Source organism: Micromonospora sp. NPDC050695 (assembly GCF_040654415.1).
In the GTDB taxonomy this organism is placed as follows: Bacteria; Actinomycetota; Actinomycetes; order Mycobacteriales; family Micromonosporaceae; genus Micromonospora.
Genome location: NZ_JBFAHZ010000001.1, coordinates 282,447 through 302,771, shown reverse-complemented (window position 1 = coordinate 302,771; position 20,325 = coordinate 282,447). Strand labels below are relative to the sequence as shown.

Genomic DNA, 20,325 nt, shown 5'->3' with positions numbered 1-20,325 from the left:
GACGGTCGACGTGCCGGTGTGCACGCCGTGACCCAATGAAACGCCCTCGGCCCCAGGTTTCCCGGTATGACAGTCACGAATCGGTCGTAGTCGTAATTAAGTTGGTATACGCGGCCACCGCCCGCACCGGCCCGCGGCGAGGTCAGCCCTCGACGCGGGCGACCTCCCGGGCGGCGTCCGGACCCGCTTCCAGCAGCAGCCGGAACCCGTCCTCGTCGAGCACCGGCACCTTCAGACCGGCCGCCTTGTCGGCCTTCGACCCCGGGTTGTCCCCCACCACCACAAAGCTCGTCTTCTTGGAGACCGACCCGCTGACCTTGCCGCCCCGGCTCTGCACGGCCTCGGCGGCCTGATCCCGGGAGAAACCGGCGAGCGTGCCGGTCACCACCACGGTCAACCCCTCCAACGGGCGCGGCCCCTCGTCGACCGCCTCCTCCGCCATCCGTACGCCCGCCTCGGCCCACTTGCGGACGACCTCGCGGTGCCAGTCCACCGCGAACCACTCCCGGATGCTCGCCGCGATCGTCGGGCCGACCCCGTCGACAGACGACAGCTCCTCCTCGCTGGCCGCGTCGATGGCGTCCATCGATCGGAAGTGCCGGGCGAGCGCCTGGGCCGCGGTCGGGCCGACGTGCCGGATGGAGAGCGCCACCAGCACCCGCCACAGCTCCCGTTCGCGGGCCACCGCGAGATTGTCCAGCAACTTCACCGCGTTGCTGCCCAGGCTGCCGTCCTTGTTGACGAAGAACGGAGACCGGGACAACTGCTCGGCGTCGAGCTGGAAGAGGTCACCCTCGTCGGTGATGATCCCCGCGTCGAGCAGGGCCGCCGCGCCCTTGTAGCCGAGCACCTCGATGTCGAAGCCGCCCCGACCGGCGAGGTGGAACACCCGCTCGCGCAGCTGCGCCGGGCAGCTGCGGGTGTTGGGGCAGCGGATGTCGACGTCGCTCTCCTTGGCCGGGGCGAGCGGCGTGCCGCAGGACGGGCAGGTGGTCGGCATCACGAAGGGGCGGGCGTCGGCGGGGCGCAGGTCGACCACCGGGCCGAGCACCTCGGGAATCACGTCGCCGGCCTTGCGCAGCACCACCGTGTCGCCGATCAGCACGCCCTTGCGCTCCACCTCACGGGCGTTGTGCAGGGTGGCCTGGGCGACCGTCGAGCCGGCCACGTGCACCGGCTCCAGCACCGCGAACGGGGTGACCCGGCCGGTGCGCCCGACGCCGACCTCGATGTCGAGCAGCTTGGTGGTGACCTCCTCCGGCGGGTACTTGAAGGCGATCGCCCAGCGCGGCGCGCGGCTGGTCGAACCGAGCCGGCCCTGGATCGACACCGGGTCGACCTTGACCACCACGCCGTCGATCTCGTGCTCGACGTCGTGCCGGTGCTCGGCGTAGTAGGCGATGTATTCCGCCACGCCGGCGAGATCGGGCACCACCCGCCAGCGATCACTGGTCGGCAGCCCCCAGGCCTTGAGCGCCGCGTACGACTCGGACTGTGCCGTCGGCCGGAACCCGCGGCGGGCGCCGACGCCGTGCACCACCAGGCGCAGCGGCCGGGAGGCGGTGACCCGGGGATCCTTCTGCCGCAGGCTGCCCGCGGCGGCGTTGCGGGGGTTGGCGAACGGCGCCCGACCCTGCTCGACGAGGCTGGCGTTGAGGTCGGCGAACCCGGCGACCGGGAAGTAGATCTCGCCCCGGACCTCCAGCAACTCGGGTATGTCGGGATATTCGGCGGAGGGCGTGAGCTGGCCGGGCACGTCCCGGATGCTGCGCACGTTGGCGGTGACGTCCTCACCGGTGCGGCCGTCACCGCGGGTGGCCGCCCGGACCAGTCGGCCGCCCTCGTAGGTCAGGTTGATCGCCAGCCCGTCGACCTTCAGCTCGCACAGGTACGGCACCGGGCCGCCGGCGTCACGCTCGACCCGCTCGGCCCAGGCGGCCAACTCCTCGTCGGCGAAGGCATTGTCCAGCGAGAGCATCCGCTCGGCGTGGGTGACCGGGGTGAAGTCGGTGGAGAACGTGCCGCCGACCCGCTGCGTCGGTGAGTCGGGCGTCCGCAGCGCCGGGAACTCCTCCTCCAGCGCCTCCAGCTCACGCAACTGCTTGTCGAACTCGGCGTCGGCGATGGTCGGCGCGTCCAGCACGTAGTAGCGGTACTGGTGTTCGGTCAACTCTCGGCTGAGGGTGGCGTGCCGCTCCCGCGCCTGCGGCGTCGGCTCCCCGCCGGCCGCCGCCTCCTGAGCCGGGCTGACCTGCTGACCGATCTGCTCCTCGGACACCCCGCCACCTTCGGACACGCCTGCGACCTCCCCTGATCACGCTACCTGGGCACGGTATCGGGCCGGGGCGACAATCCGCCGCCCGCCCGCGCCCGGGGTGACCTGCCCGCGCGTGGTGGCGTGATCGGCGGCCCGGGCCGTGGCATGCGAGGATCGCCGCACGAGGCGGCCCGCGTGTCGCGCAGAGGCGGAGGTACGGATGCCCGAGGTGCTGCTCTGGGCGGTGGCGATCCTGTTGGCGGTGGCCGCCGGCTGGGCGTGGAACAGCTGGCGGCACCGGGTGGCGAACCGGCGACCGGGCATCCGGCCGGGTCGGGGCGCCCCGACCGGCGGCCGTCGTTCCGCGCCGCCGAGGCCACGAGGCACCGATCGGCCGGCCACCAGGCCCCGCTCCCGCGACACCGACCGGGCGGCCGGCGCTCCCGCGGCGGGCGAGATCTGGTGGGCCGACGTGCCGTACGCCGACGGCAGCGGGTCGAAGGTGCGGCCCTGCCTGGTGCTGCGCACCGACTCCCGGGGGGCCGACGTCCTGAAGATCACCAGCCAGGACAAGAGTGACCGGGACGACCACGTCCGGATCCCCACCCGGGACTGGGACCCCGGCGCCGAGCACGACAGTTACCTGAGCCTGACCGAGCCGGTCCGGATCGGCTCGGCGGACTTCACCGACCGCGCCGGCCGCTGCGACGCCGACCTGTGGCAGAAGGTCCGCAACCTGCGCCACCTGCCCACCAGCTGACCATCCGCGCCACCCGCTGCCCGTGATCGACTCGCTTTCCTGCAAGTCGATCACGTCGGGCGGCCAGCGCCGCCGGGCCGGAACGCCGGGCCGCGACGCCGGGCCGGAACGCCGGGCCGCGACGCCGGGCCGGAACGCCGGGCCGCGACGCCGGGCCGGAACGCCGGGCCGGGACAACGGGCCGAGCCGAGCCGGGACCCCGGGCCGGGGCCGCAGGCCGGGACCCCGGGCCGGGACCGCCGGGTCAGTCCCAGGCGGCGCCGAGCGTGGCGAGCTGGTCGGCGTACTCGATGCGGTCCACCCACCCGTGCGGCCAGGCGGCCATCCCGGCGGCCGCGCCCACGAACGCGCCGGCCAGTGCGGCTATCGAGTCGGAGTCGCCGGCGGTGGTGGCACCCCGGGCCAGCACGGCGACCGGGTCGTCGGCGTGCCGTACGGCGCAGAGCAACGCGGTGGCCAGTGCCTCCTCGGCAACCCAGCCCTCCCCGGTGACCCGACACGGGTCACCGCCGTCGTCGGGCTGCTCCAGGGCTGCCGTCAGCCGGCCGAGCGCCTCCAGGCACTCGTCCCAGCCCCGGGCGATGAACTCCTCCGGTGTGCCGGCACCGGCCCGCTGCCACAGGTCACCCAGCCACTGCTCCCGGTACACCCCGCGCTGGGATCGCGCCCGCCCGATGAGGACCCGGGGAAGATCGGACAGCGTGGCACCGCCGCGCAGGGCGAACACCGCGTACGCGGTCAGCTCACTCGCGGCCAGCCCGGTCGGATGGCCGTGGGTCAACCCGGCCTGCAACTGGGCCAGACCGGCCAGCGTGTCCCCGTCGACGTCGAGCAACCCGACCGGGGTGACCCGCATGTTGGCCCCGCAGCCCTTCGAGCCGATCACCGTCGCCTCCTGCCAGGGCAGCCCTCGGCGCAGCTCGGCGCAGGCCCGCAGGCAGGTCATGCCCGGGGCGCGGTTGTTGTCCGGGCTGATCGCCCAGGCCAGGAAACGCTGCCGCAGCAGCGGCTCCACCGCCTGTGGGGTGAGCGACGGCGCCTCGTGTAGGGCCCAACCCACCGCCAACGCCATCTGGGTGTCGTCGGTGACCAGAGCCGGCTCACCGACCAGCTCACGAGGGCCGGTCGGACCGTAGCGGCGCTCGATCTCGGCGACGGTCAGGAACTCGGTGGGCTTGCCCAGCGCGTCACCGTAGGCGAGACCGAAGAGCGAGCCGGAGGCGCGCAGCGCGGAGGTGGAGATCACGGCGGCCATGATGCCCGGCCGCCGCAACCCACACCAGGCTCAGTCCCAGCAGAGGCAGAAGGGGTGGCCGACCGGATCCGCGTAGACCCGGAAACCCTCGCCCTCGCCGGGCAGCCGCCGCGCGCCCAGCGCGAGCGCGGCCTTCTCGGCGGTCTCGATGTCGTCCACCGTCACGTCGATGTGGAACTGCTGCGGACGCTCCGGATCCGGCCAGGCCGGCGGACGCAGGTTGAGCGCACGCTGGAACGCCAGCCGGGGCTGATGCCCGGGCGGACCGCCCAGCACCACCCACTCGTCGTCAGCGTCACCCTCGGCCAGAGGAATGCCGAGCAGCTCGGAGTAGAACGCGGCCAGAGCCCGCGGATCGGGGCAGTCGATCACCACTGAACGTAGCTGTCCAATCATGACCGTCATCCTGCCCGCCGGGTACGACAGAAAAACCTCAGTCCTCGGTGAACCGCCGGCCGGCGTCCCGGCACGCGGCCAGCACCGCCCGCGCGTACTGCGGGGTCGCTCCGGCCAGGCCACACGCCGGCGTGACGACCACCTGCTCGGCGAGCTGCCGGCGGGGGAAGCCGAGGCGGTCCCAGAGCTGGCGTACCCGATCGGCGACCTGCGCGGAGGTCGGCGCGCCACCGGCCGACGGCGGCCGGGTCGGCACGGCCCCGGCCAGCACGCCGAGGCCGGCGTCGATGGCCTCGCCCAGCGGGTCCAGGTCGGTCACCAGGTCGAGGTCGAGGGCCACCCCGACGGCGCCGGTGGAGCGGATCAGCTCCAGCGGTACGTCCGGAGCGCAGCAGTGCACCACCGTCGGCACGCCGACCGCCTCGACGACCGTGCGCAGCAGCGCCGCCGCGTCCACCGACTCCATCGCCCGGTACGCGCCCAGCCCGCTCTCGGTCGGCACCCGGCCGGCCAGCACCGTCGGCAGCGACGGTTCGTCCAGTTGAAGCAGCACCGACGCCCGGGGCAGGACCCGGGCGACCGCCCCCACGTGGGCGCGCAGACCCTCGGCGAGGGAACCGGTCAGGTCGCGGACCGCGCCCGGGTCGCGCAGCAGCCGGCCACCGATCGGCAGTTCCAGAGCGGCGGCCAGGGTGAGCGGGCCACCGGCCTGCACCTTGATCGGGCCGGCGTACTCCTCGGCCTGCTCGGCGAGCTGATCCAGGTCGCGTTCCATGAGGTCGCGGGCCCGGCGCAGGTCCCGGCCCGGGCGGGGAGCGACCCGCCACCGGCCGGTGTACAGCTCCACGGGCAGCTCGACCAGCAGCCCGGCGGTGCGGCCGATCAAGTCCGCGCCCGGGCCGCGGGCCGGCAACTCGGGCAGGTGGGGCAGCGCGGGTAGCTCACCGAGGACCACCCGCTGGGCCTCGGCGATGTCGGTGCCGGGCAGCGAACCAATTCCGGTCGCCGCACCAGCCGGCCAGGGCCACGCCTGATCTGTCACGGGCGAAGGCTATCCCGATGTACGCCCGGACCGTGCGGCGACCGTGCGTTCAGCCGGTAATGGTGGCGGAGCCGAGGACCACGTCGCCGGCCGGGTCCGGCCGGTACGCCACGATGGCCTGACCGGCGGCGACACCGCGTACCGGCCGGCGCAGCTCGGCGTGCAGGCGGTCACCGTCGAGGGCGACGGTCGCGGGCACCACGTCGCCGTGCGCGCGCAACTGCACCTGGCACTCCACCGGAGCGTCCGGGCGGGCACCGCCGGTCCAGACCGGACGAACGGCCCGGACGTCGGACACCTCGAGGGCCTCCGCGGGGCCGACGGTCACCGTGTTGGTCTTCGGCGTGATGGAGAGGACGTAGCGTGGCCGCCCGTCCGGGGCCGGCCGGTCCAGGTGCAGCCCACGACGCTGACCCACCGTGTACGCGTACGCGCCGGTGTGGCTGCCCACGACCGCGCCGGTGGTCGCGTCGACCACGTCGCCGGGCGCCTCGCCGAGCCGGCCGGCGAGGAAACCGCGGGTGTCGCCGTCGGCGATGAAGCAGATGTCGTGCGAGTCCGGCTTGTCGGCCACCGCCAGGCCACGCTCGGCGGCCTCCGCGCGGACCTGCGCCTTGGTCGAGTCACCGAGCGGGAACATCGACCGGTCGAGCTGGTCGCGGGTGAGCACGGCCAGCACGTACGACTGGTCCTTCGCCACGTCGACACTGCGGCGCAGCAGCCCGTCCGGGCCGAGCCGGGCGTGGTGACCGGTGACGACCGCGTCGAAGCCCAGGGCCACGGCCCGGTCCAGCACCGCGGCGAACTTGATCTTCTCGTTGCAGCGCAGGCAGGGATTGGGCGTACGACCCGCGGCGTACTCGGCGACGAAGTCGTCCACGACATCCTCGTGGAACCGGTCGGCCATGTCCCACACGTAGAACGGGATGCCGATCACGTCGGCCGCCCGCCGGGCGTCGCGGGAGTCCTCCAGGGTGCAGCAGCCGCGCGCCCCGGTGCGGTAGGTCTGCGGGTTGCGCGCCAGCGCCAGGTGCACACCGGTCACGTCGTGCCCGGCCGCCACCGCCCGCGCCGCCGCCACGGCCGAGTCAACCCCGCCCGACATCGCCGCCAGAACCCTCACCAGCCCACTCCCTTCCCATCCCCCCAACCAACCCTATCCACCCACCCCACTCCAACCCCAACCCCGCACCACCCGTCCCCGTCCCCGTCCCCGTCCCCGTCCCCGTCCCCGTCCCCGTCCCCGTCCCCGTCCCCGTCCCCGTCCCCGTCCCCGTCCCACCCTTGTCCCGCACCTCCCCTCCCCACCCCTCCCCCCACCCCTCCCCACCCCTCCCCGTCGATCATGGAGTTGTGGTGGGTGACAAAAGTCGCCGATCGCCGCATCCCGGGCACCACAACTCCATGATCGACCCTCGGTCCCGGGGGGGCACTGTCCGGCCCGCGCCCGTCCCGCCGCGATCTTGCAGGTTCGGTCGTTCATTCGCGCTGTCTGCGGCATATGTCGGCACAGAAAGTGCAAGATCGCGGGGCAGAATGCGGAGTTTGGCCTGGCGTGCGCTGGGCAGGGCTGGGCAGGGCTGGGCTGGGCTGGGTTAGCGGGGGGTTCGGGGGGACGCGGCTCGGCGGGCTCGTTCCACCGCTGCGGGAAGGGCCGCGATGAGGGCGTCGACGTCGGCCTGGGTGCTGGTGTGGCCGAGAGTGAAGCGCAGCGAGGAGCGGGCGCGGTCGTCGTCGGCGCCCATCGCCAGCAGCACGTGCGAGGGCTGGGCCACGCCGGCGGAGCAGGCCGAACCTGTCGAGCAGGCGATGCCCTGGGCGTCGAGCAGCAGCAGCAGGGCGTCACCCTCGCAGCCCGGGAAGGAGAAGTGCGCGTTGCCGGGCAGCCGGTCGACCGGGTCGCCGTTGTAGATCACTTCGGGCACCGCCCGCCGGACCCGTTCGATCAGGTCGTCGCGGAGCGCGGCGACCCGGGCGGCGTACTCCTGCTGGCCCTTGACCGCGGCCTCCACGGCGACGGCGAAGGCGACGATGCCGGCGGTGTCCAGCGTGCCGGAGCGGACGTCGCGTTCCTGCCCGCCGCCGTGCAGCAGCGGGGTGGCCGCCACGTCCCGGGCGAGCAGCAGGGCGCCCACACCGGTCGGGCCGCCCAGCTTGTGCCCGGTGACGGTGAGCGCGGCGACGCCGCTTGCGGCGAAGTCGACCGGCACCTGACCGACCGCCTGGATGGCGTCGGTGTGGAACGGCACGCCGTGTTCGGCGGCGACGGCGGCCAGCTCGGCGATCGGCTGGACGGTGCCCACCTCGTTGTTCGCCCACATGGCGGTGACCACGGCCACCCGTTCGCCGTACGCGGCCAGCTCGGCGCGCAGCGCCTCCGGGTCGAGTCGGCCGGCGTCGCTGACGGGCAGCAGACCGACCTCGGCGCGCTCGTGCTCGGCGAGCCAGTCGACCGCGTCGAGTACGGCGTGGTGTTCGACGGCGCTGGAGACCACCCGGCGGCGGTCGGTGCCGGCGTCGCGGCGGGCCCAGTAGATGCCCTTGACCGCGAGGTTGTCGCTCTCCGTGCCGCCACCAGTGAAGATCACCTCGGACGGGCGGGCACCGAGGACGGCAGCCACCTGCTCACGCGACTCCTCCACGCGGCGGCGGGCACGACGACCTGCCGCGTGCAGGGAGGACGCGTTGCCGACCTCGCGGGCGGTGGCGACGTACGCCTCCAGTGCCTCGTCGAGCATCGGAGTCGTCGCCGCGTGATCCAGGTAAGCCATCACCGTCCAGCCTACGGCCGACAGGTCGGGGCCCGAAGGGCGGAGGGGACTCCGCGCCGGCCGGGGTGCGGCTTCCCACCCCGGCACGGCGCGGGCGGACCCGCTCAGGCGGGCACCGCGGTGACGACGATGTTGTCGCGGTACTTGCGGGCCTTCGCGTCGAACGGGCCGCCGCAGGTGATCAGGGTCAACCGTGGCTTGCCGTCGCGGGCGAAGTACCGGTCCAGCGGAATCTTGGTCTTGGCGTACTCCTCCCGGGCGACGACCCGGTAGCGGCGAGCCTTGCCGTCGCTGCCGGTCGCGGTGAGGGTGTCACCCTGGTCCAGCTCACGCAGCCGGAAGAACGCACCCTTGCCCTGCTTGGCGCTGTCCACGTGGCCGGCGATGACCACCGAGCCGGCGGCCGTCTCCAGGCCGGGGCCGTACCGGTACCAGCCGATCTGGTTGACGCCCGGCGGCACCTCGAACTCGTTGGTGCGCTCGTTGACGCCGACCGCGTTGACCGTGGCGGTGACGTTGATCTCGGGGATCACCAGCCGTACCGGCGGGATGGTCTCCGCGTCGGCGGGCAGCTCACCGGCGGTCACCGGGACCGACGGGGCGCTGGCGGCGGCCGGTGGGGTGCTGGCCAGCGTGCTCGCCTCCTCGGCGCCCACACTCTCCGTCGGCTGGGAGCCGCACGCCACCAGGGCGGCGACGGTGAGCGCGGCGACGCCGGCGGCCATGGCCGCCAGCGCGCCGCGGTTGCGCACCGTCACTGACGACCGGTCCGTGCGGTCGCCATCCGCACCCCGCCGCCGAGCAGCAGGAGTACGCCGGCGCCGGTGAGCACGTACCACCAGGTGTTCACGCCCGTGCCGGCCTGACCACCGTCGCCGCTGGGCACGCCGCCCGGGGCGGAGTGCAGCCCGGTGATGGTCTGCGCGACCACGTCGAGGGTCTTGCCCTCGGCGGAGCCGATCGCGTAGACGATCGTGGCGGTGCCCTCCTTGAGGTTCAGGTCGGCCGGGCCGATGGCCACGGTGTCGGTGCCGGCCAGCACCACGTCCGCCTTCACGGTGCCCGCGTCGACGTCGCCCTTGGCCTCGTTCGGGTTGGTGAGGCCCTTGAAGACCGGGGTGCCACCGGCGCGGACGTCCACCTCGGGGGCGGCGGCGGTGTGCCGGACGATCAGCCGGGCCTTGCCGGCGTCGACCTTGGAGACGTCGTTGACGAACGGCGTGATCTTCGGCTTGCCGGCGGCGTCGAGGTGCGCGGCGATGCTGATGTTCGCCCCGCCCGGTACGGCCGCGTTGTCGACCTTGAGGATCGCGCTGCCGATCGGCTCGCCGGGCTTGGTGAGCGCGATGTCGTAGTCGCCCTCCTCCAGGTTCAGCGGGCCGGCCACGTCGCCGGGCTTGAAGTTGTCCAGCGTCTTCTTGCCGTTGACGTAGACGTCGACCGGGGTGTCCGGGATGCCGTGCACGACGGAGACCTTCGACGTGGCGGCGTACGCGGGGGTGGCGGTGAACGCGGCGACGCCGGCGAAGGCCAGCGCGGCGACCGCGCCGCCTGCGGCGACCCGACGGAAGTACGAGAGCTGCATGTCTGCCTCCTGGTGATTGGTGCTGATTCGTCAGGCCTGGCTTGCAGAACGGGTTACGCCGGCTCTCCGACGGGTGGATGCGCACCGGACGCCTTTTTCTTTTTCGGCCGCATCCGCATCCGGATCGGGTGCGGGCGACGAAGAGCTGGTGAGATGACATCGACCGGGGAAGTGGGGCGGAGACTGTGGCAGCTACAGTCGGGCATGCCCCATCGAAGGCGAGCCGCCCGATGACGGCGCCACGACAGGAACCGGACCCCCCGGTGGACGACCTCGCTCCGCGGTTCTGCGCCGGTGACGAGGCAGCGCTGCGCGAGGCGTACGACCGGTACGGCCGCGCCGTCCTGCACCTGGCCACGTCGATGCTGGCCAACCGCAGCGACGCCGAGGACGTGACCCAGGCGACGTTCGTCGCCGCCTGGCTGGGCCGCGACACGTTCGACCCGGCCAAGGGGTCGCTGATCGGTTGGTTGCTCGGCATCGGCCGGCGCAAGGTGATCGACCGGATGCGCGCCTCGGCCCGGGAGACCCGGGTGGTGGAGACGGTCCGGCAGCTGGCCGAGCCGGCGCCGACCGGTCCGGACCCGGACCGGGTGGTGGATCGGTTGGTGATCGCCGACGAGCTGGCCCGCCTGCCGGACGACCAGCGACGCATGCTGGAGCTGGCCTTCTACGACGACCTGACACACCAGCAGATAGCCACGGTGACCGGGGTGCCGCTGGGCACCGTGAAGAGTCACATCCGGCGCGGCATGGCGAGCTTGAAACGCAGATGGGAGGTGGACGGTGCAGCACCTGGACCACGACCGGCTGGTCTTTCTGGCGCTCGGTGAGAGCGAGGCGGACAACGGGGAGAGCACCCACCTCGACAACTGCGCGCACTGTCGGGTGGAGCTGCAGGCGTTGCGGCAGGTGGCCGGCCTCGGCGTGGAGACGCAGGGTCTGGCCGACCTGCCCGACCCGCCGGAGCACATCTGGCAGGGCATCGTGGCCGAGGTCCGGGCGGCCGAGGCCGTGCCGTCGCTGACCGAGGCCCGCCGGCAGCAGGCCACCGAGCCGGTGACGATCGTGCAGCGGTCGAACGGCTCTGCGGCCAAGCCGCACACGCCGGGTGCTTCCGGCGCGGAGTCGGGCGGCAGGTCACGAGCGCGGCGGCGCGGCGGTTGGTCGCGTTGGGCGGCCAGCACGGTGGCCGCCGTGGCGGCGGCGGCGATCGGCGTGGTGGGTACGGTCTCGGTGCTGCGCCCGGACGATCCGGGGCCCGCTCCGACGCCCGCGGTGCTGGCGAGTGCGCCGCTCGCGGCCTTCGGCTCGACGCCAAAGGCGGCCCAGGGCGACGCACGGATTCTGCAGAACGGCCAACTACATCTGCATGTGGCGAATCTCCCGCGCGTGCCGGGGTACTACGAGGTCTGGCTCATCAACCCGACGACGATGCAGATGTTCTCGGTCGGCACCCTCGGTGGCGACGCGGACGCTCTGCTGCCCCTGCCCCCGAATGTCGACCTCAAGAGCTACTCGGTGGTCGACGTTTCCGCCGAGCAGTACGACAACAAGCCCGCGCACTCCGGTGACAGCCTGCTGAGGGGCACCCTGACGGGCTGATCGGCGGGCCGGCTCAGCTCCCCGGCCCGCCGATCAGCTCCCCACGAGAAAGTGGCCGCCCGGCAACGGGCGGCCACTTTTCTCTGTGTCAGACGCTCACTTGCGCTTGCGGATCTCCTCGGCGGCCTGCGGGACGATCTTGAACAGGTCGCCCACCACGCCGAAGTCGGCCAGCTCGAAGATCGGCGCCTCGCCGTCCTTGTTGACCGCGACGATGGTCTTCGAGGTCTGCATGCCGGCCCGGTGCTGGATGGCACCGGAGATGCCGAGCGCGACATACAGCTGCGGGGAGACCGTCTTGCCGGTCTGACCCACCTGGAACTGGTGCGGGTAGAAGCCGGAGTCGACCGCCGCGCGGGACGCGCCGACGGCGCCGCCGAGCAGGTCGGCCAGTTCCTCGACCAGCTTGAAGTTGTCGGCGTTGCCGACGCCACGGCCGCCGGAGACGACCACGCCGGCCTCGGTCAGCTCGGGCCGGGAGCCCTTCTGCTCGGCGACCCGCTCGACGACCGTGGCCAGCTTGTCGGTGTCGGTGACCGAGACGGTGAGCTGCTCGATCGCCGGGGTGGCGGCGGCCGGGGCCGGGGTGACCGAGTTGGGTCGCACGGTGACCAGCGGCAGGCCCTTGGTGACCTTGGACTTGACGATGGTGGAGCCGGCGAACGCGACCTGGGTGGCGGTGCCGTCGGCGGCCAGGCCGACCACGTCGGTCAGGATGCCGTTGTCCAGCTTGACGGCCAACCGGGCGGCGATCTCCTTGCCCTCCTGGGCCGACGCCAGCAGGACGGCGGCCGGCTGCACCCGCTTGACCAGTTCGGCCAGCACGGTCGCCTTGGGGGCCACCAGGTAGCCGTCGATGTCGTCACCCTCGGCGGCGTAGATCTTCTCCGCGCCGTACTCGCCCAGCTTGGCGCTCAGCGCCTCCGCGGCGCCGGTGCCGCCGAGCACCACCGCGCTCGGGGTGCCCAGCTCGCGGGCGAGGGTGAGCATCTCCAGGGTGACCTTCTTGACGCCGAATTCCTTGGTGGCTTCGACGACGACGAGAACCTCAGACATGTCCAGACCCGCTCTCACACGAACTTTTCGGTGGCGAGGAACTCGACCAGCTTGACGCCGCCCTCGCCCTCATCGGTGATCTTGGCGCCGCCGGAGCGCGGCGGACGCTTGCTGTGCTCGACCACGGCGCTGGTCGCGCCGTCGAAGCCCACCTCGGTCGGTGCGACGCCGAGGTCGGCCAGCGAGAACGTCTGCACCGGCTTCTTCTTGGCGGCCATGATGCCCTTGAACGAGGGGTACCGCGGCTCGTTGATGGTGTCCCAGACGGAGACCACGGCCGGGGTGGAGGCGGTGACGACCTCGTAGCCCTCCTCGGTCTGCCGCTCGACGGTCAGCGTCGCGCCGTCGACGGTGAGCTTGCGGGCACCGGTGAGCGCCGCGACACCGAGCCGCTCGGCGATCATGTGCGGCATGACCTGGACGCGGCCGTCGGTGGACTCGGCGCCGCAGATCACCAGGTCGGCGTTCAGCTGACCGAGCGCGGCGGCGAGCACCTTCGAGGTGGCCACGGCGCAGGACCCGTGCAGGGCGTCGTCCAGCACGTGCACGGCCTTGTCCGGGCCCATGGAGAGCGCCTTGCGGATCGACTCGGTCGCCCGGTCCGGACCCATGGTCAGGATGGTGACCTCGCCGCCGTGCGCCTCCTTGATCTTCAGCGCCTCCTCGATGGCGTACTCGTCCATCTCGTTGATCACGTTGTTCGCCGAACCGCGGTCGACGGTGTTGTCGTCATTGCGCAGGTTGCGGTCCGCGCCCGAATCAGGCACCTGCTTGACGAGTACGACGATATTCATCGCGCTTCGACGACCCTCCTGTGTGGTGATGCGATTCGCTCGCCCGGTCTGGGGCGCAGCCTCGCGCGTCGGTCGACGCCCGGTCAACCGCGGGCTGTTGTGCAGTTGCCCACGGCGCAATGTTACCTGCCAGTAGGTTGCGGCTCCCGGGCACACAGAGTGACACAGGTCACCGGCAGTGGCGCGGTCAGGCCGGTTCGGCCAGCGCACCCCGGATCCGGTCGATGACCGCCGCCTCCGCCGGCGCCACCCCGTTGTGCGCCCGGGCCGCACGGTCCGCCGCCGTCAACACCACCGACCGGTACGTCTCGACGTCCGTCGGCGCCTTTTCCCGCAGGATCCGCACCGCGCCGGTGAGCGCCGGCAGCACCACCGACTCGATCTCCAGCTCGGAATCGCGGGGCAACCAGGGCAGCGGGCCGGTGGTCAGCGCCTCCTTGACCACGCCGCTGGCGTCGGCCAACGCCCCGGAGGCGGCGAAGCTCTCCCGGTACACCCCCAGCATCCCGGGGTCGGCGTTGGAGACCAGGAGGACGGCACCGAAGGCACCGGTCTTGAGGGTCAACCGCTCCTCATCCGTCAACCGCTGCTCCATGATCACGGAGTGTAGACGTACGGCGTGGTGGTGGTGACCGGGATGAGGCCGAGCCGTTCCAGGATGGGCCGGCTGTCCTCGGAGCAGTCGACCTGCAACAGCGTCCGACCCCGCTGCTCGGCCAGCCGCGCCCGGTAGGTGACCAGCGCCCGGTAGATGCCCCGGTGCCGCCACTGCGGCAGGGTCGAGCCGCCCCACAGGGTGGCGAAACCGGTGTTCGCCGGGAACCGCACCCAGCCCGCACTCACCACCGTGTCGTTCGCCTCGGCCACCACGACGGTGATCGAGTGCGGGTCGGCGTCGATCTCCTTGGCCAGCCCCCACACGAGGTGCGAGCGGTCCTCCTGCCAGACCTCCTCCTCCATGGCGGCGATCCGCTCCAGGTCTTCCCGGGAGGTCACCTCGCGCAGGCGTACCCCCTCGGGGGCGACCGGCAGCGCGGCGGCCAGCGGCGCGACCGGCCCGACCACGACGGTCTCCCGGTCCTCCGGCACGAAGCCGGCGGCGCGCAGGCGGTCCGCCAGGTCCGCCGGCTCGTCGTGCCCGTTGAGCTTCCACTCGACCGACTGGCCGCGCTCGCGGAACAGCTCCACCTGCCGGGCGATCAGCTCGTCCAGCGCCGCGCCGGTCAGCCCGCCCAGGTCGCGGTACGTGAGGAACCCTCCCGCGTCGAGCCCGATGATCCGGACCAGCGGCCCATCCCGCTCCACCGTCACCCCGGCCGGAACCGGGTCGGGGATCTCCGGGCGGAGCTGGTTGTCGTAGGCGTTGCGCAGCGTCAGCACATCAAGATCGGTCACCGGCCCAGGCTAAGCCGGGACGGAAGCGAATAATCGACAGCGTGTGGGAGGCGATCAAGCGATGGTTCGACCCGGCGGAGGCGCGCGCGGTCGGCGAGACACCGGACTACCGGTTCTCGCTGGCCAACGAGCGGACCTTCCTGGCCTGGCTGCGCACCGCCCTGGCGCTGGTCGGCGGCGGGCTGGCCGCCGCGCAGTTCCTGCCGCCCCTGCCGATGGGCCACCTGCGCGAGGTGATCGCGATCGCGCTGCTGCTGCTCGGCGGCATCGTCGCCGTGCGCGCCGTGGACCACTGGGCACGTACCGAACGGGCCATCCGGCTCGGCGCGGAGCTACCCGCGTCCCGGTTCCCCGCCGTCCTGGCCCTCACCGTCGGCGCCGGCGCGCTGCTGCTGGTGGTCGCCGTGCTGGTCCGGGCGGTCGGCGCAGGGTGAGTGCCGGACGCGATCCCGGGTTGCAGCCGGAGCGGACCCGGCTGGCGTGGCGGCGCACCCTGCTGGCGTTGACCGTGGTGACCGTGCTCGCCGTCCGGCTGGGGTCGACCGGCGGCCCCGTCGGCACGCTGGCCTCCGGCGTCGCCGTGCTGCTCTGGGGCGCCGCGCTGGTGCTGTGCTGGTCGCGGGGCACCGGCACCGGGCCGGCGCGCACCGGTGGCCGCACACTGCCCCTGGTCGCGTTCGGCACCGTCGGGCTCGCGCTGCTCGGTGCGCTGCTGGTGATGAGCGGACTGTGGTGACGGGACGCGGTGCGCCATGATGGGTGGATGGCCCGGCTGTACGTACTCCTCTTCCTGGCGCAGATCGTCCTCGCCGTCTGCGCGCTGATCAGTTGCCTCTCCGCCGAGGAGGGTCAGATCCGCGCCCTGCCCCGGATCGCCTGGGTGCTGATCATCCTGTTCTTCCCGCTGGTCGGGTCGATCGCCTGGTTCGTCGCCGGCCGGGAGCCCAGCTCCGGTGCCCGCAAGCCCTGGCCGACGGGCGGGGCCGCCGACCGGCGGCGGCGCCCGCTCGCGCCCGACGACGACCCCGAGTTCCTCCGCTCGGTGCAGGAACGCTCCCAGCAAGAGGACCAGGAGCTGTTCCGCCGCTGGGAGGAGGACCTGCGCCGCCGCGAGGACGACCTTCGCCACCGCGACGGTGACCCGCCGCGCGAGGGTGACCGGCCGGAGGTCTGACACGAGCCGCCGCCCGTTGCGGGGCGACGGCGGCTGCGGGCGCGCCTCAGGCCAGGTTCGACGAGCGGGGGTACGCGTCGGTCGGGTCGGTGAGCACGTTGACCAGGTACGGCACGCCGGCGTCGAACGCCCGCTGCAACGCCGGGCCCAGGTCGGCGGCCTTCGCGACCGTCTCGCCCGCGCCGCCCAGCGCGCTGACCACCGTGTCGTAGCGCAACTCCGGTTGCAGGTCGGCGGCCACGTCGTAGCCGTACATGGCCTTCATCGGATGCTTCTCCAGGCCCCAGATGCCGTTGTTGCCGACCACGATCACCACGGGCAGCTTCTGGCGGACCAGCGACTCGACGTCCATCAGCGAGAAGCCGGCGGCACCGTCGCCCATCAGCACACAGATCTGCCGGTCCGGGTGGCTGACCCGGGCGCCCATCGCGTAGCCCATGCCGGTGCCCAGGCAGCCGTACGGGCCCGGGTCCAGCCAGGTGCCGGGCTGCGCCGGCTCCAGGTAGCGGCCGGCGTACGAGACGAAGTCGCCGCCGTCGCCGATCGTGATGGCGTCGGGGGCGAGCACCCGGCGCAGCTCGCCGTAGATCCGGGCCGGCCGGATCGGGTCGGTCTCGGCGGCCATCTCCTGCGCGTCGCGCGCCTTGGCCGCGTCCTCGGCGGCGCGCAGGTCGGCGATCCAGTCGCTGTGGTCGGCCCGGTCACCGGCGTGATCGGCCAGCGCGGAGAGGATCAGGCGCAGGTCGCCGGCGGGTGCGGCGGCCGGCTGCACGTGCCCGGCGCGCTGGCTGGGCGCGTCGACGATGTGCACCACCTTGGCGTCGCCGAAGTCACCGAAGCTGAGCCGGAAGTCCAGCGGGGTGCCGACGACCACGACCACGTCGGCGCCGGAGAGCGCCGCCCGGCGGGCCTTGGCGAAGGAGAGCGGGTGCTCCGGCGGGAGCGAGCCGCGCCCCATCCCGTTGGTGAACACCGGCACCTGCAACGCCTCGGCCGCCTCCCGCAGGGCGGCGACCGCGTCGCCGGCGTACACGTCGGAGCCGGCGATGATGACCGGGCGCTGCGCGGCGGCGATCAGCAGCGCGGCGCGGCCGACCTCCTCCGGGTCGGGTACGACCGGGTCGATGCCCTCCACGGTGGGCAGTTCGGCCTCGGCGACCGAGAAGACCGTCTCCAGCGGGAAGTCGAGGAACGCCGGCCCGCGGTGCGGGGTGAGCGCGGCGGTGAGCGCGGCACCCACCGCGCGCGGGATGTCGTCGGTGCTGAACACCGTCTCGGCGTGCTTGGTGACCGGTGCGACCAGCGGCAGGTGGTCCATCTCCTGGAGGCTGCCCGACCCCCAGCGGAACGCGGGCGCCCGGCCGCCCAGCACCAGCACCGGTGAGGCGTTGAAGGAGGCGCTGGTCATGCCGGAGATGCCGTTGGTGACGCCCGGCCCGGCGGTGAGCACGGCGAGGCCGGGGCGGCGCTGCAGCTTGGCGACCGCCTCGGCGGCGAAGACCGCGGACTGCTCGTGCCGGACGTCGTAGATCGGGAAGTCGGTCTTGTGCGCGGCGTCGTAGAGCGGGAAGACGTGCCCGCCGGACAGCGTGAACATCTCCCGTACGCCGTGCGCGCGGAGCGCCGCCAGCGCCAACTCTCCGCCGTGGCCCTCGATCCGCTCCGTCATTCGCTGCTCCCCTTCGTCCCGCATGACCGAGGCCCCACGCTACTGGCCGGTAGGAACAATGTGAACCGTTCTCGGCTAATAGTCAGCGGCCGGTGAAGTCCGGCTTGCGTTTCTCCACGAAGGCCGCCATGCCCTCGCGCCGGTCGTCGGTGGCGAACAGCGCCGCGAAGAGCTGACTCTCCCAGGCCAGGCCCGAGTTCAGGTCCATGTCCAGGCCGCCGTCGACCGCGAGCTTCGCGGCGCGCAGCGCCTGCACCGGCCCGTTCAGGTACGGCGTGATGAGCGCGACCGCCGCGTCGTACACCTCGGCGGCCGGGACGACCCGGTCGGCCAGGCCGATGCGCAGCGCCTCCTGGGCGTCCACCATCCGCCCCGACATGATCAGATCCTTGGCGCGGGCCGGGCCGACCAGCCGGGCCAGCCGTTGGGTGCCGCCCGCACCGGGGATGATGCCCAGCTTGATCTCCGGCTGCCCGAGCTTGGCGTCCTCGGCCACGACCCGCCAGTCGCAGGCCAGCGCCAGCTCGCAGCCGCCACCGAGGGCGTAGCCGGTGATCGCGGCGACCACCGGCTTGGGGATCCGGGCGATCGCGCCGAGCGCGCTGGACAGGTTCGCGGCCCGGTCGGCCATGTCCACATAGGACATCTCGGCCATCTGCTTGATGTCCGCGCCGGCGGCGAAGACCTTCTCCCCGCCGTACACGATGACGGCGCGGACCTCGGGGTCGGCGGTGGCCGCCGTCGCGGCGGCGCGCAACTCCTCCTGCACCTGGGTGTTGAGCGCGTTCATCGGCGGCCGCTCCAGCCGGATGGTGCCGATGCCGTCCCTGGTCTCCAGCCGAACGAACTCGCCCACGCTGCCCTCACTTCCTCGTCGAAGTCGCGTGCCAACCTTACGACCCGGCTCGTTTGGGTAAGTAGTGTGGTGTCAGCCCCGCGGGCGGGAGTCCAGCCATGATCACGTATTACGACGACAGGTCGGTGCAGGTCACCTCCACCGCCGTCCGGGTGGACGGCCGGGCCTATCCGCTGGCCGAGATCACCCTGGTGTGGCACCGCCGAGGCACGCGTTCCTGGCGGGTGCTCGTGGGGCGGGGCGCGATCGGCGCCGCACTGGCCGGCCCGCTGATCGCGGCCGTGCTCGGCATCGGCGTGGCCGTCTGGCTGCACCGATCGCCCACGGTGACGATCGCCATCGTCGGCGCGTCGGTGCTCGTCGGGCTCGCCATCGGGCCGGTCGCCGACTTCCTCTTCGAACACCTGGACCGCTCGTACGCCCGGGGCAGCCGGCAGCTGGAGATCTGGGCCCGCTGGCGTGGCCAGCCGGTGCAGCTGCTGCGCACCGGCGACGCGCTGCGTTTCGGTCAGATCTACCGGGCGGTGCAGCGCGCCATGGAGCACAGCCAACCGGCCCACCCCGTCACCCGCCGCTAGCCCTCCCGCCGCTAGCCCTCCCGGCGCGGGCTCGGCCGGCGTGGACCCGGCCGGCGTGGACCCGGCCGACGTGAGCCCGGCCGGCAGGGGGTCGGCCATACTCTCCGCAGAGCCCTTGGAGTTGCTGTCGTCAATGCATCGGGGAAAGAAGCCCTCGATGTCGCAAGCCCGTGATGTCGTTGACGACATCACCTCCCAAGGACGGCCACACCACCCGCACCCCCCAAGGGGGCTCGCCGGGCCGGGGCCGGTTTGCCTGGTGGTGGTTAGGCTTAGTGATGACCCTCTATTACCGGGACGACGCGGTGCAGGTGACCTCCGAGTCGATTCGTTCGGGTGGTCACGTGGTCGCCCTCTCCGACGTGACGTACGTCTGGCACGCGCGAGGTCCGAAGACGCTCGCGGTGCGCGGCCGGGTGCTCGGTCGCGGTGTTCTGGTGCTGCTGCTCTCGCTGCCGCCGCTGGTCGCGCTGGTCTGCGTCGTCTCGCTGGCCTGGTCGGCGCAGGATCGGGGCAACTGGAAGGTGACGCTGATCGTCCTCGCCGCGTTCGCGGTGGGCGCGTTGGCGTTGATCCCGTTCCTGGAGATCCCGCTCGGCTGGCTCGATCGCTCCTACGAGCGCGGCAGCCACGTGCACGAGCTGTGGGTGCAGCACCACGGCCGGGAGGATCTGCTGGTGCGCACACCGGACGCGCTACGGTTCGGGCAGATCTACCGGGCCGTGCAGCGCGCCGTCGAACAGCAGGGAGACCATCGATGACCACCCGCCGCGGCGAGGCCGTCGCCCTCGCCGGCCTGCTCGCCGCGGCCGGCGTCACCCATCTGGTACGCCCCGGCGTCTACGACCCGATCGTGCCGCGCGCTCTGCCCGGCCCAGCCCGCTTCTGGACGTACGCCAGTGGAGTCGCCGAGTTGGCCGTGGCGGCGGCGGTGGCGCATCCGGCCACCCGCGCTACCGGTGGTCGGGCGGCTGCCGCCCTGTTCGTCGCCGCGCTGCCGGCGAACGTGAAGATGGCGGTGGACTGGCGGCACCGCCGCCCGACGAAGCGGGCCATCGCCTACGGTCGGGTGCCGATGCAGGTACCGCTGATCTGGTGGGCGTTGCGGGTCGCCCGCGCCGGCCGTTAGGGG

General features: G+C 72.8%; 23 protein-coding genes. 9 read left to right on the top strand and 14 right to left on the bottom strand.

The genetic code is table 11. The features are described 5' to 3' along the window. Nucleotides 1-142 precede the first annotated feature (142 nt). Nucleotides 143-2,278 (bottom strand): NAD-dependent DNA ligase LigA, encoded by a 2,136-nt coding sequence (gene ligA / locus AB0H52_RS01520; protein WP_151491447.1) that lies wholly within the window; start codon nucleotides 2,276-2,278, stop codon nucleotides 143-145. Between the two features lie 199 nt (nucleotides 2,279-2,477). On the opposite strand from ligA, the gene AB0H52_RS01515 reads away from it, so the two are divergent. Then, nucleotides 2,478-3,017: a type II toxin-antitoxin system PemK/MazF family toxin gene (locus tag AB0H52_RS01515; RefSeq protein WP_357944481.1), complete on the top strand. Its 540-nt coding sequence runs from the start codon at nucleotides 2,478-2,480 to the stop codon at nucleotides 3,015-3,017. Nucleotides 3,018-3,261: 244 nt separating this feature from the next. Here AB0H52_RS01515 and AB0H52_RS01510 read toward each other — a convergent pair whose 3' ends face one another. The 7 genes from AB0H52_RS01510 to AB0H52_RS01480 form a co-directional block, all read right to left on the bottom strand. Further along, nucleotides 3,262-4,272, bottom strand: a complete 1,011-nt coding sequence (locus AB0H52_RS01510) for an ADP-ribosylglycohydrolase family protein (protein ID WP_151491445.1) — start codon at nucleotides 4,270-4,272, stop codon at nucleotides 3,262-3,264. Between the two features lie 30 nt (nucleotides 4,273-4,302). After that, nucleotides 4,303-4,668, bottom strand: a complete 366-nt coding sequence (locus tag AB0H52_RS01505) for a VOC family protein (protein ID WP_278123828.1) — start codon at nucleotides 4,666-4,668, stop codon at nucleotides 4,303-4,305. Nucleotides 4,669-4,705: 37 nt separating this feature from the next. After that, nucleotides 4,706-5,710: a methionine synthase gene (locus AB0H52_RS01500; protein ID WP_151491443.1), complete on the bottom strand. Its 1,005-nt coding sequence runs from the start codon at nucleotides 5,708-5,710 to the stop codon at nucleotides 4,706-4,708. Nucleotides 5,711-5,759: 49 nt separating this feature from the next. Further along, nucleotides 5,760-6,833: a tRNA 2-thiouridine(34) synthase MnmA gene (gene mnmA, locus AB0H52_RS01495; protein WP_151491442.1), complete on the bottom strand. Its 1,074-nt coding sequence runs from the start codon at nucleotides 6,831-6,833 to the stop codon at nucleotides 5,760-5,762. A 472-nt stretch (nucleotides 6,834-7,305) separates the two neighbouring features. Beyond that, the gene (locus AB0H52_RS01490; RefSeq protein ID WP_151490813.1) at nucleotides 7,306-8,481 is read right to left on the bottom strand and encodes a cysteine desulfurase family protein; all 1,176 of its coding nucleotides are present in this window, start codon (nucleotides 8,479-8,481) and stop codon (nucleotides 7,306-7,308) included. Nucleotides 8,482-8,585: 104 nt separating this feature from the next. After that, nucleotides 8,586-9,239: a class F sortase gene (locus AB0H52_RS01485; RefSeq protein ID WP_151490812.1), complete on the bottom strand. Its 654-nt coding sequence runs from the start codon at nucleotides 9,237-9,239 to the stop codon at nucleotides 8,586-8,588. Beyond that, the gene (locus AB0H52_RS01480) at nucleotides 9,236-10,066 is read right to left on the bottom strand and encodes a DUF4397 domain-containing protein (protein WP_357944476.1); all 831 of its coding nucleotides are present in this window, start codon (nucleotides 10,064-10,066) and stop codon (nucleotides 9,236-9,238) included. The genes AB0H52_RS01485 and AB0H52_RS01480 overlap by 4 nt, the downstream gene beginning before the upstream one ends. A gap of 230 nt (nucleotides 10,067-10,296) precedes the next feature. Between AB0H52_RS01480 and AB0H52_RS01475 the strand changes: the two genes are divergently transcribed. Further along, on the top strand, nucleotides 10,297-10,899 hold the full coding sequence (locus AB0H52_RS01475; RefSeq protein WP_278123833.1) for a sigma-70 family RNA polymerase sigma factor: 603 nt from the start codon (nucleotides 10,297-10,299) through the stop codon (nucleotides 10,897-10,899). Beyond that, on the top strand, nucleotides 10,853-11,671 hold the full coding sequence (locus AB0H52_RS01470) for an anti-sigma factor (RefSeq protein WP_357944473.1): 819 nt from the start codon (nucleotides 10,853-10,855) through the stop codon (nucleotides 11,669-11,671). Before AB0H52_RS01475 ends, AB0H52_RS01470 begins: the two co-directional genes overlap by 47 nt. A gap of 96 nt (nucleotides 11,672-11,767) precedes the next feature. On the opposite strand, the gene AB0H52_RS01465 is transcribed toward AB0H52_RS01470, so the two are convergent. The 4 genes from AB0H52_RS01465 to AB0H52_RS01450 form a co-directional block, all read right to left on the bottom strand. Then, nucleotides 11,768-12,727, bottom strand: a complete 960-nt coding sequence (locus tag AB0H52_RS01465; RefSeq protein WP_151490808.1) for an electron transfer flavoprotein subunit alpha/FixB family protein — start codon at nucleotides 12,725-12,727, stop codon at nucleotides 11,768-11,770. Nucleotides 12,728-12,741: 14 nt separating this feature from the next. Further along, the gene (locus AB0H52_RS01460; RefSeq protein WP_151490807.1) at nucleotides 12,742-13,521 is read right to left on the bottom strand and encodes an electron transfer flavoprotein subunit beta/FixA family protein; all 780 of its coding nucleotides are present in this window, start codon (nucleotides 13,519-13,521) and stop codon (nucleotides 12,742-12,744) included. A gap of 187 nt (nucleotides 13,522-13,708) precedes the next feature. After that, complete coding sequence (locus AB0H52_RS01455) at nucleotides 13,709-14,122, bottom strand: hypothetical protein (RefSeq protein WP_357944469.1); 414 nt, start codon at nucleotides 14,120-14,122, stop codon at nucleotides 13,709-13,711. Further along, on the bottom strand, nucleotides 14,119-14,916 hold the full coding sequence (locus tag AB0H52_RS01450) for a GNAT family N-acetyltransferase (RefSeq protein WP_151490805.1): 798 nt from the start codon (nucleotides 14,914-14,916) through the stop codon (nucleotides 14,119-14,121). The genes AB0H52_RS01455 and AB0H52_RS01450 overlap by 4 nt, the downstream gene beginning before the upstream one ends. A gap of 41 nt (nucleotides 14,917-14,957) precedes the next feature. Here AB0H52_RS01450 and AB0H52_RS01445 point away from each other — a divergent pair, with 41 nt between their 5' ends. The 3 genes from AB0H52_RS01445 to AB0H52_RS01435 are packed head-to-tail and all read left to right on the top strand — an operon-like array spanning nucleotide 14,958 to nucleotide 16,090. Further along, nucleotides 14,958-15,350, top strand: a complete 393-nt coding sequence (locus AB0H52_RS01445; protein WP_151490804.1) for a DUF202 domain-containing protein — start codon at nucleotides 14,958-14,960, stop codon at nucleotides 15,348-15,350. Then, nucleotides 15,347-15,652 (top strand): DUF202 domain-containing protein, encoded by a 306-nt coding sequence (locus AB0H52_RS01440; RefSeq protein WP_151490803.1) that lies wholly within the window; start codon nucleotides 15,347-15,349, stop codon nucleotides 15,650-15,652. The genes AB0H52_RS01445 and AB0H52_RS01440 overlap by 4 nt, the downstream gene beginning before the upstream one ends. Before the next feature lie 27 nt (nucleotides 15,653-15,679). Then, a complete protein-coding gene (locus AB0H52_RS01435; protein ID WP_151490802.1) occupies nucleotides 15,680-16,090 on the top strand; it encodes a PLD nuclease N-terminal domain-containing protein in 411 nt (136 codons plus the stop codon). A gap of 46 nt (nucleotides 16,091-16,136) precedes the next feature. Here AB0H52_RS01435 and AB0H52_RS01430 read toward each other — a convergent pair whose 3' ends face one another. After that, complete coding sequence (locus AB0H52_RS01430) at nucleotides 16,137-17,759, bottom strand: acetolactate synthase (protein WP_151490801.1); 1,623 nt, start codon at nucleotides 17,757-17,759, stop codon at nucleotides 16,137-16,139. 82 nt (nucleotides 17,760-17,841) lie between these two features. Next, nucleotides 17,842-18,615 (bottom strand): enoyl-CoA hydratase-related protein, encoded by a 774-nt coding sequence (locus tag AB0H52_RS01425; RefSeq protein WP_151490800.1) that lies wholly within the window; start codon nucleotides 18,613-18,615, stop codon nucleotides 17,842-17,844. Nucleotides 18,616-18,713: 98 nt separating this feature from the next. Between AB0H52_RS01425 and AB0H52_RS01420 the strand changes: the two genes are divergently transcribed. The 3 genes from AB0H52_RS01420 to AB0H52_RS01410 all read left to right on the top strand — a co-directional run bounded on the left by AB0H52_RS01420 (nucleotide 18,714) and on the right by AB0H52_RS01410 (nucleotide 20,322). Continuing rightward, the gene (locus AB0H52_RS01420) at nucleotides 18,714-19,193 is read left to right on the top strand and encodes a DUF6232 family protein (protein WP_151490799.1); all 480 of its coding nucleotides are present in this window, start codon (nucleotides 18,714-18,716) and stop codon (nucleotides 19,191-19,193) included. Between the two features lie 278 nt (nucleotides 19,194-19,471). Then, complete coding sequence (locus AB0H52_RS01415; RefSeq protein WP_151490798.1) at nucleotides 19,472-19,954, top strand: DUF6232 family protein; 483 nt, start codon at nucleotides 19,472-19,474, stop codon at nucleotides 19,952-19,954. Beyond that, nucleotides 19,951-20,322: a hypothetical protein gene (locus AB0H52_RS01410; RefSeq protein WP_357944462.1), complete on the top strand. Its 372-nt coding sequence runs from the start codon at nucleotides 19,951-19,953 to the stop codon at nucleotides 20,320-20,322. Before AB0H52_RS01415 ends, AB0H52_RS01410 begins: the two co-directional genes overlap by 4 nt. The last annotated feature ends 3 nt before the right edge of the window (nucleotides 20,323-20,325 follow it).

Excerpts from the sequence above, each read along its gene's own strand:
- AB0H52_RS01460 (WP_151490807.1), bottom strand. The coding sequence starts at position 13,521 with ATGAATATCGTCGTACTCGTCAAGCAGGTGCCTGATTCGGGCGCGGAC.
- AB0H52_RS01505 (WP_278123828.1), bottom strand. The coding sequence starts at position 4,668 with ATGATTGGACAGCTACGTTCAGTGGTGATCGACTGCCCCGATCCGCGG.
- AB0H52_RS01480 (WP_357944476.1), bottom strand. The coding sequence starts at position 10,066 with ATGCAGCTCTCGTACTTCCGTCGGGTCGCCGCAGGCGGCGCGGTCGCC.
- AB0H52_RS01435 (WP_151490802.1), top strand. The coding sequence starts at position 15,680 with ATGGCCCGGCTGTACGTACTCCTCTTCCTGGCGCAGATCGTCCTCGCC.
- AB0H52_RS01490 (WP_151490813.1), bottom strand. The coding sequence starts at position 8,481 with ATGGCTTACCTGGATCACGCGGCGACGACTCCGATGCTCGACGAGGCA.
- AB0H52_RS01515 (WP_357944481.1), top strand. The coding sequence starts at position 2,478 with ATGCCCGAGGTGCTGCTCTGGGCGGTGGCGATCCTGTTGGCGGTGGCC.
- AB0H52_RS01410 (WP_357944462.1), top strand. The coding sequence starts at position 19,951 with ATGACCACCCGCCGCGGCGAGGCCGTCGCCCTCGCCGGCCTGCTCGCC.
- AB0H52_RS01420 (WP_151490799.1), top strand. The coding sequence starts at position 18,714 with ATGATCACGTATTACGACGACAGGTCGGTGCAGGTCACCTCCACCGCC.
- AB0H52_RS01475 (WP_278123833.1), top strand. The coding sequence starts at position 10,297 with ATGACGGCGCCACGACAGGAACCGGACCCCCCGGTGGACGACCTCGCT.
- AB0H52_RS01430 (WP_151490801.1), bottom strand. The coding sequence starts at position 17,759 with ATGACGGAGCGGATCGAGGGCCACGGCGGAGAGTTGGCGCTGGCGGCG.
- AB0H52_RS01510 (WP_151491445.1), bottom strand. The coding sequence starts at position 4,272 with ATGGCCGCCGTGATCTCCACCTCCGCGCTGCGCGCCTCCGGCTCGCTC.
- AB0H52_RS01465 (WP_151490808.1), bottom strand. The coding sequence starts at position 12,727 with ATGTCTGAGGTTCTCGTCGTCGTCGAAGCCACCAAGGAATTCGGCGTC.
- AB0H52_RS01415 (WP_151490798.1), top strand. The coding sequence starts at position 19,472 with ATGACCCTCTATTACCGGGACGACGCGGTGCAGGTGACCTCCGAGTCG.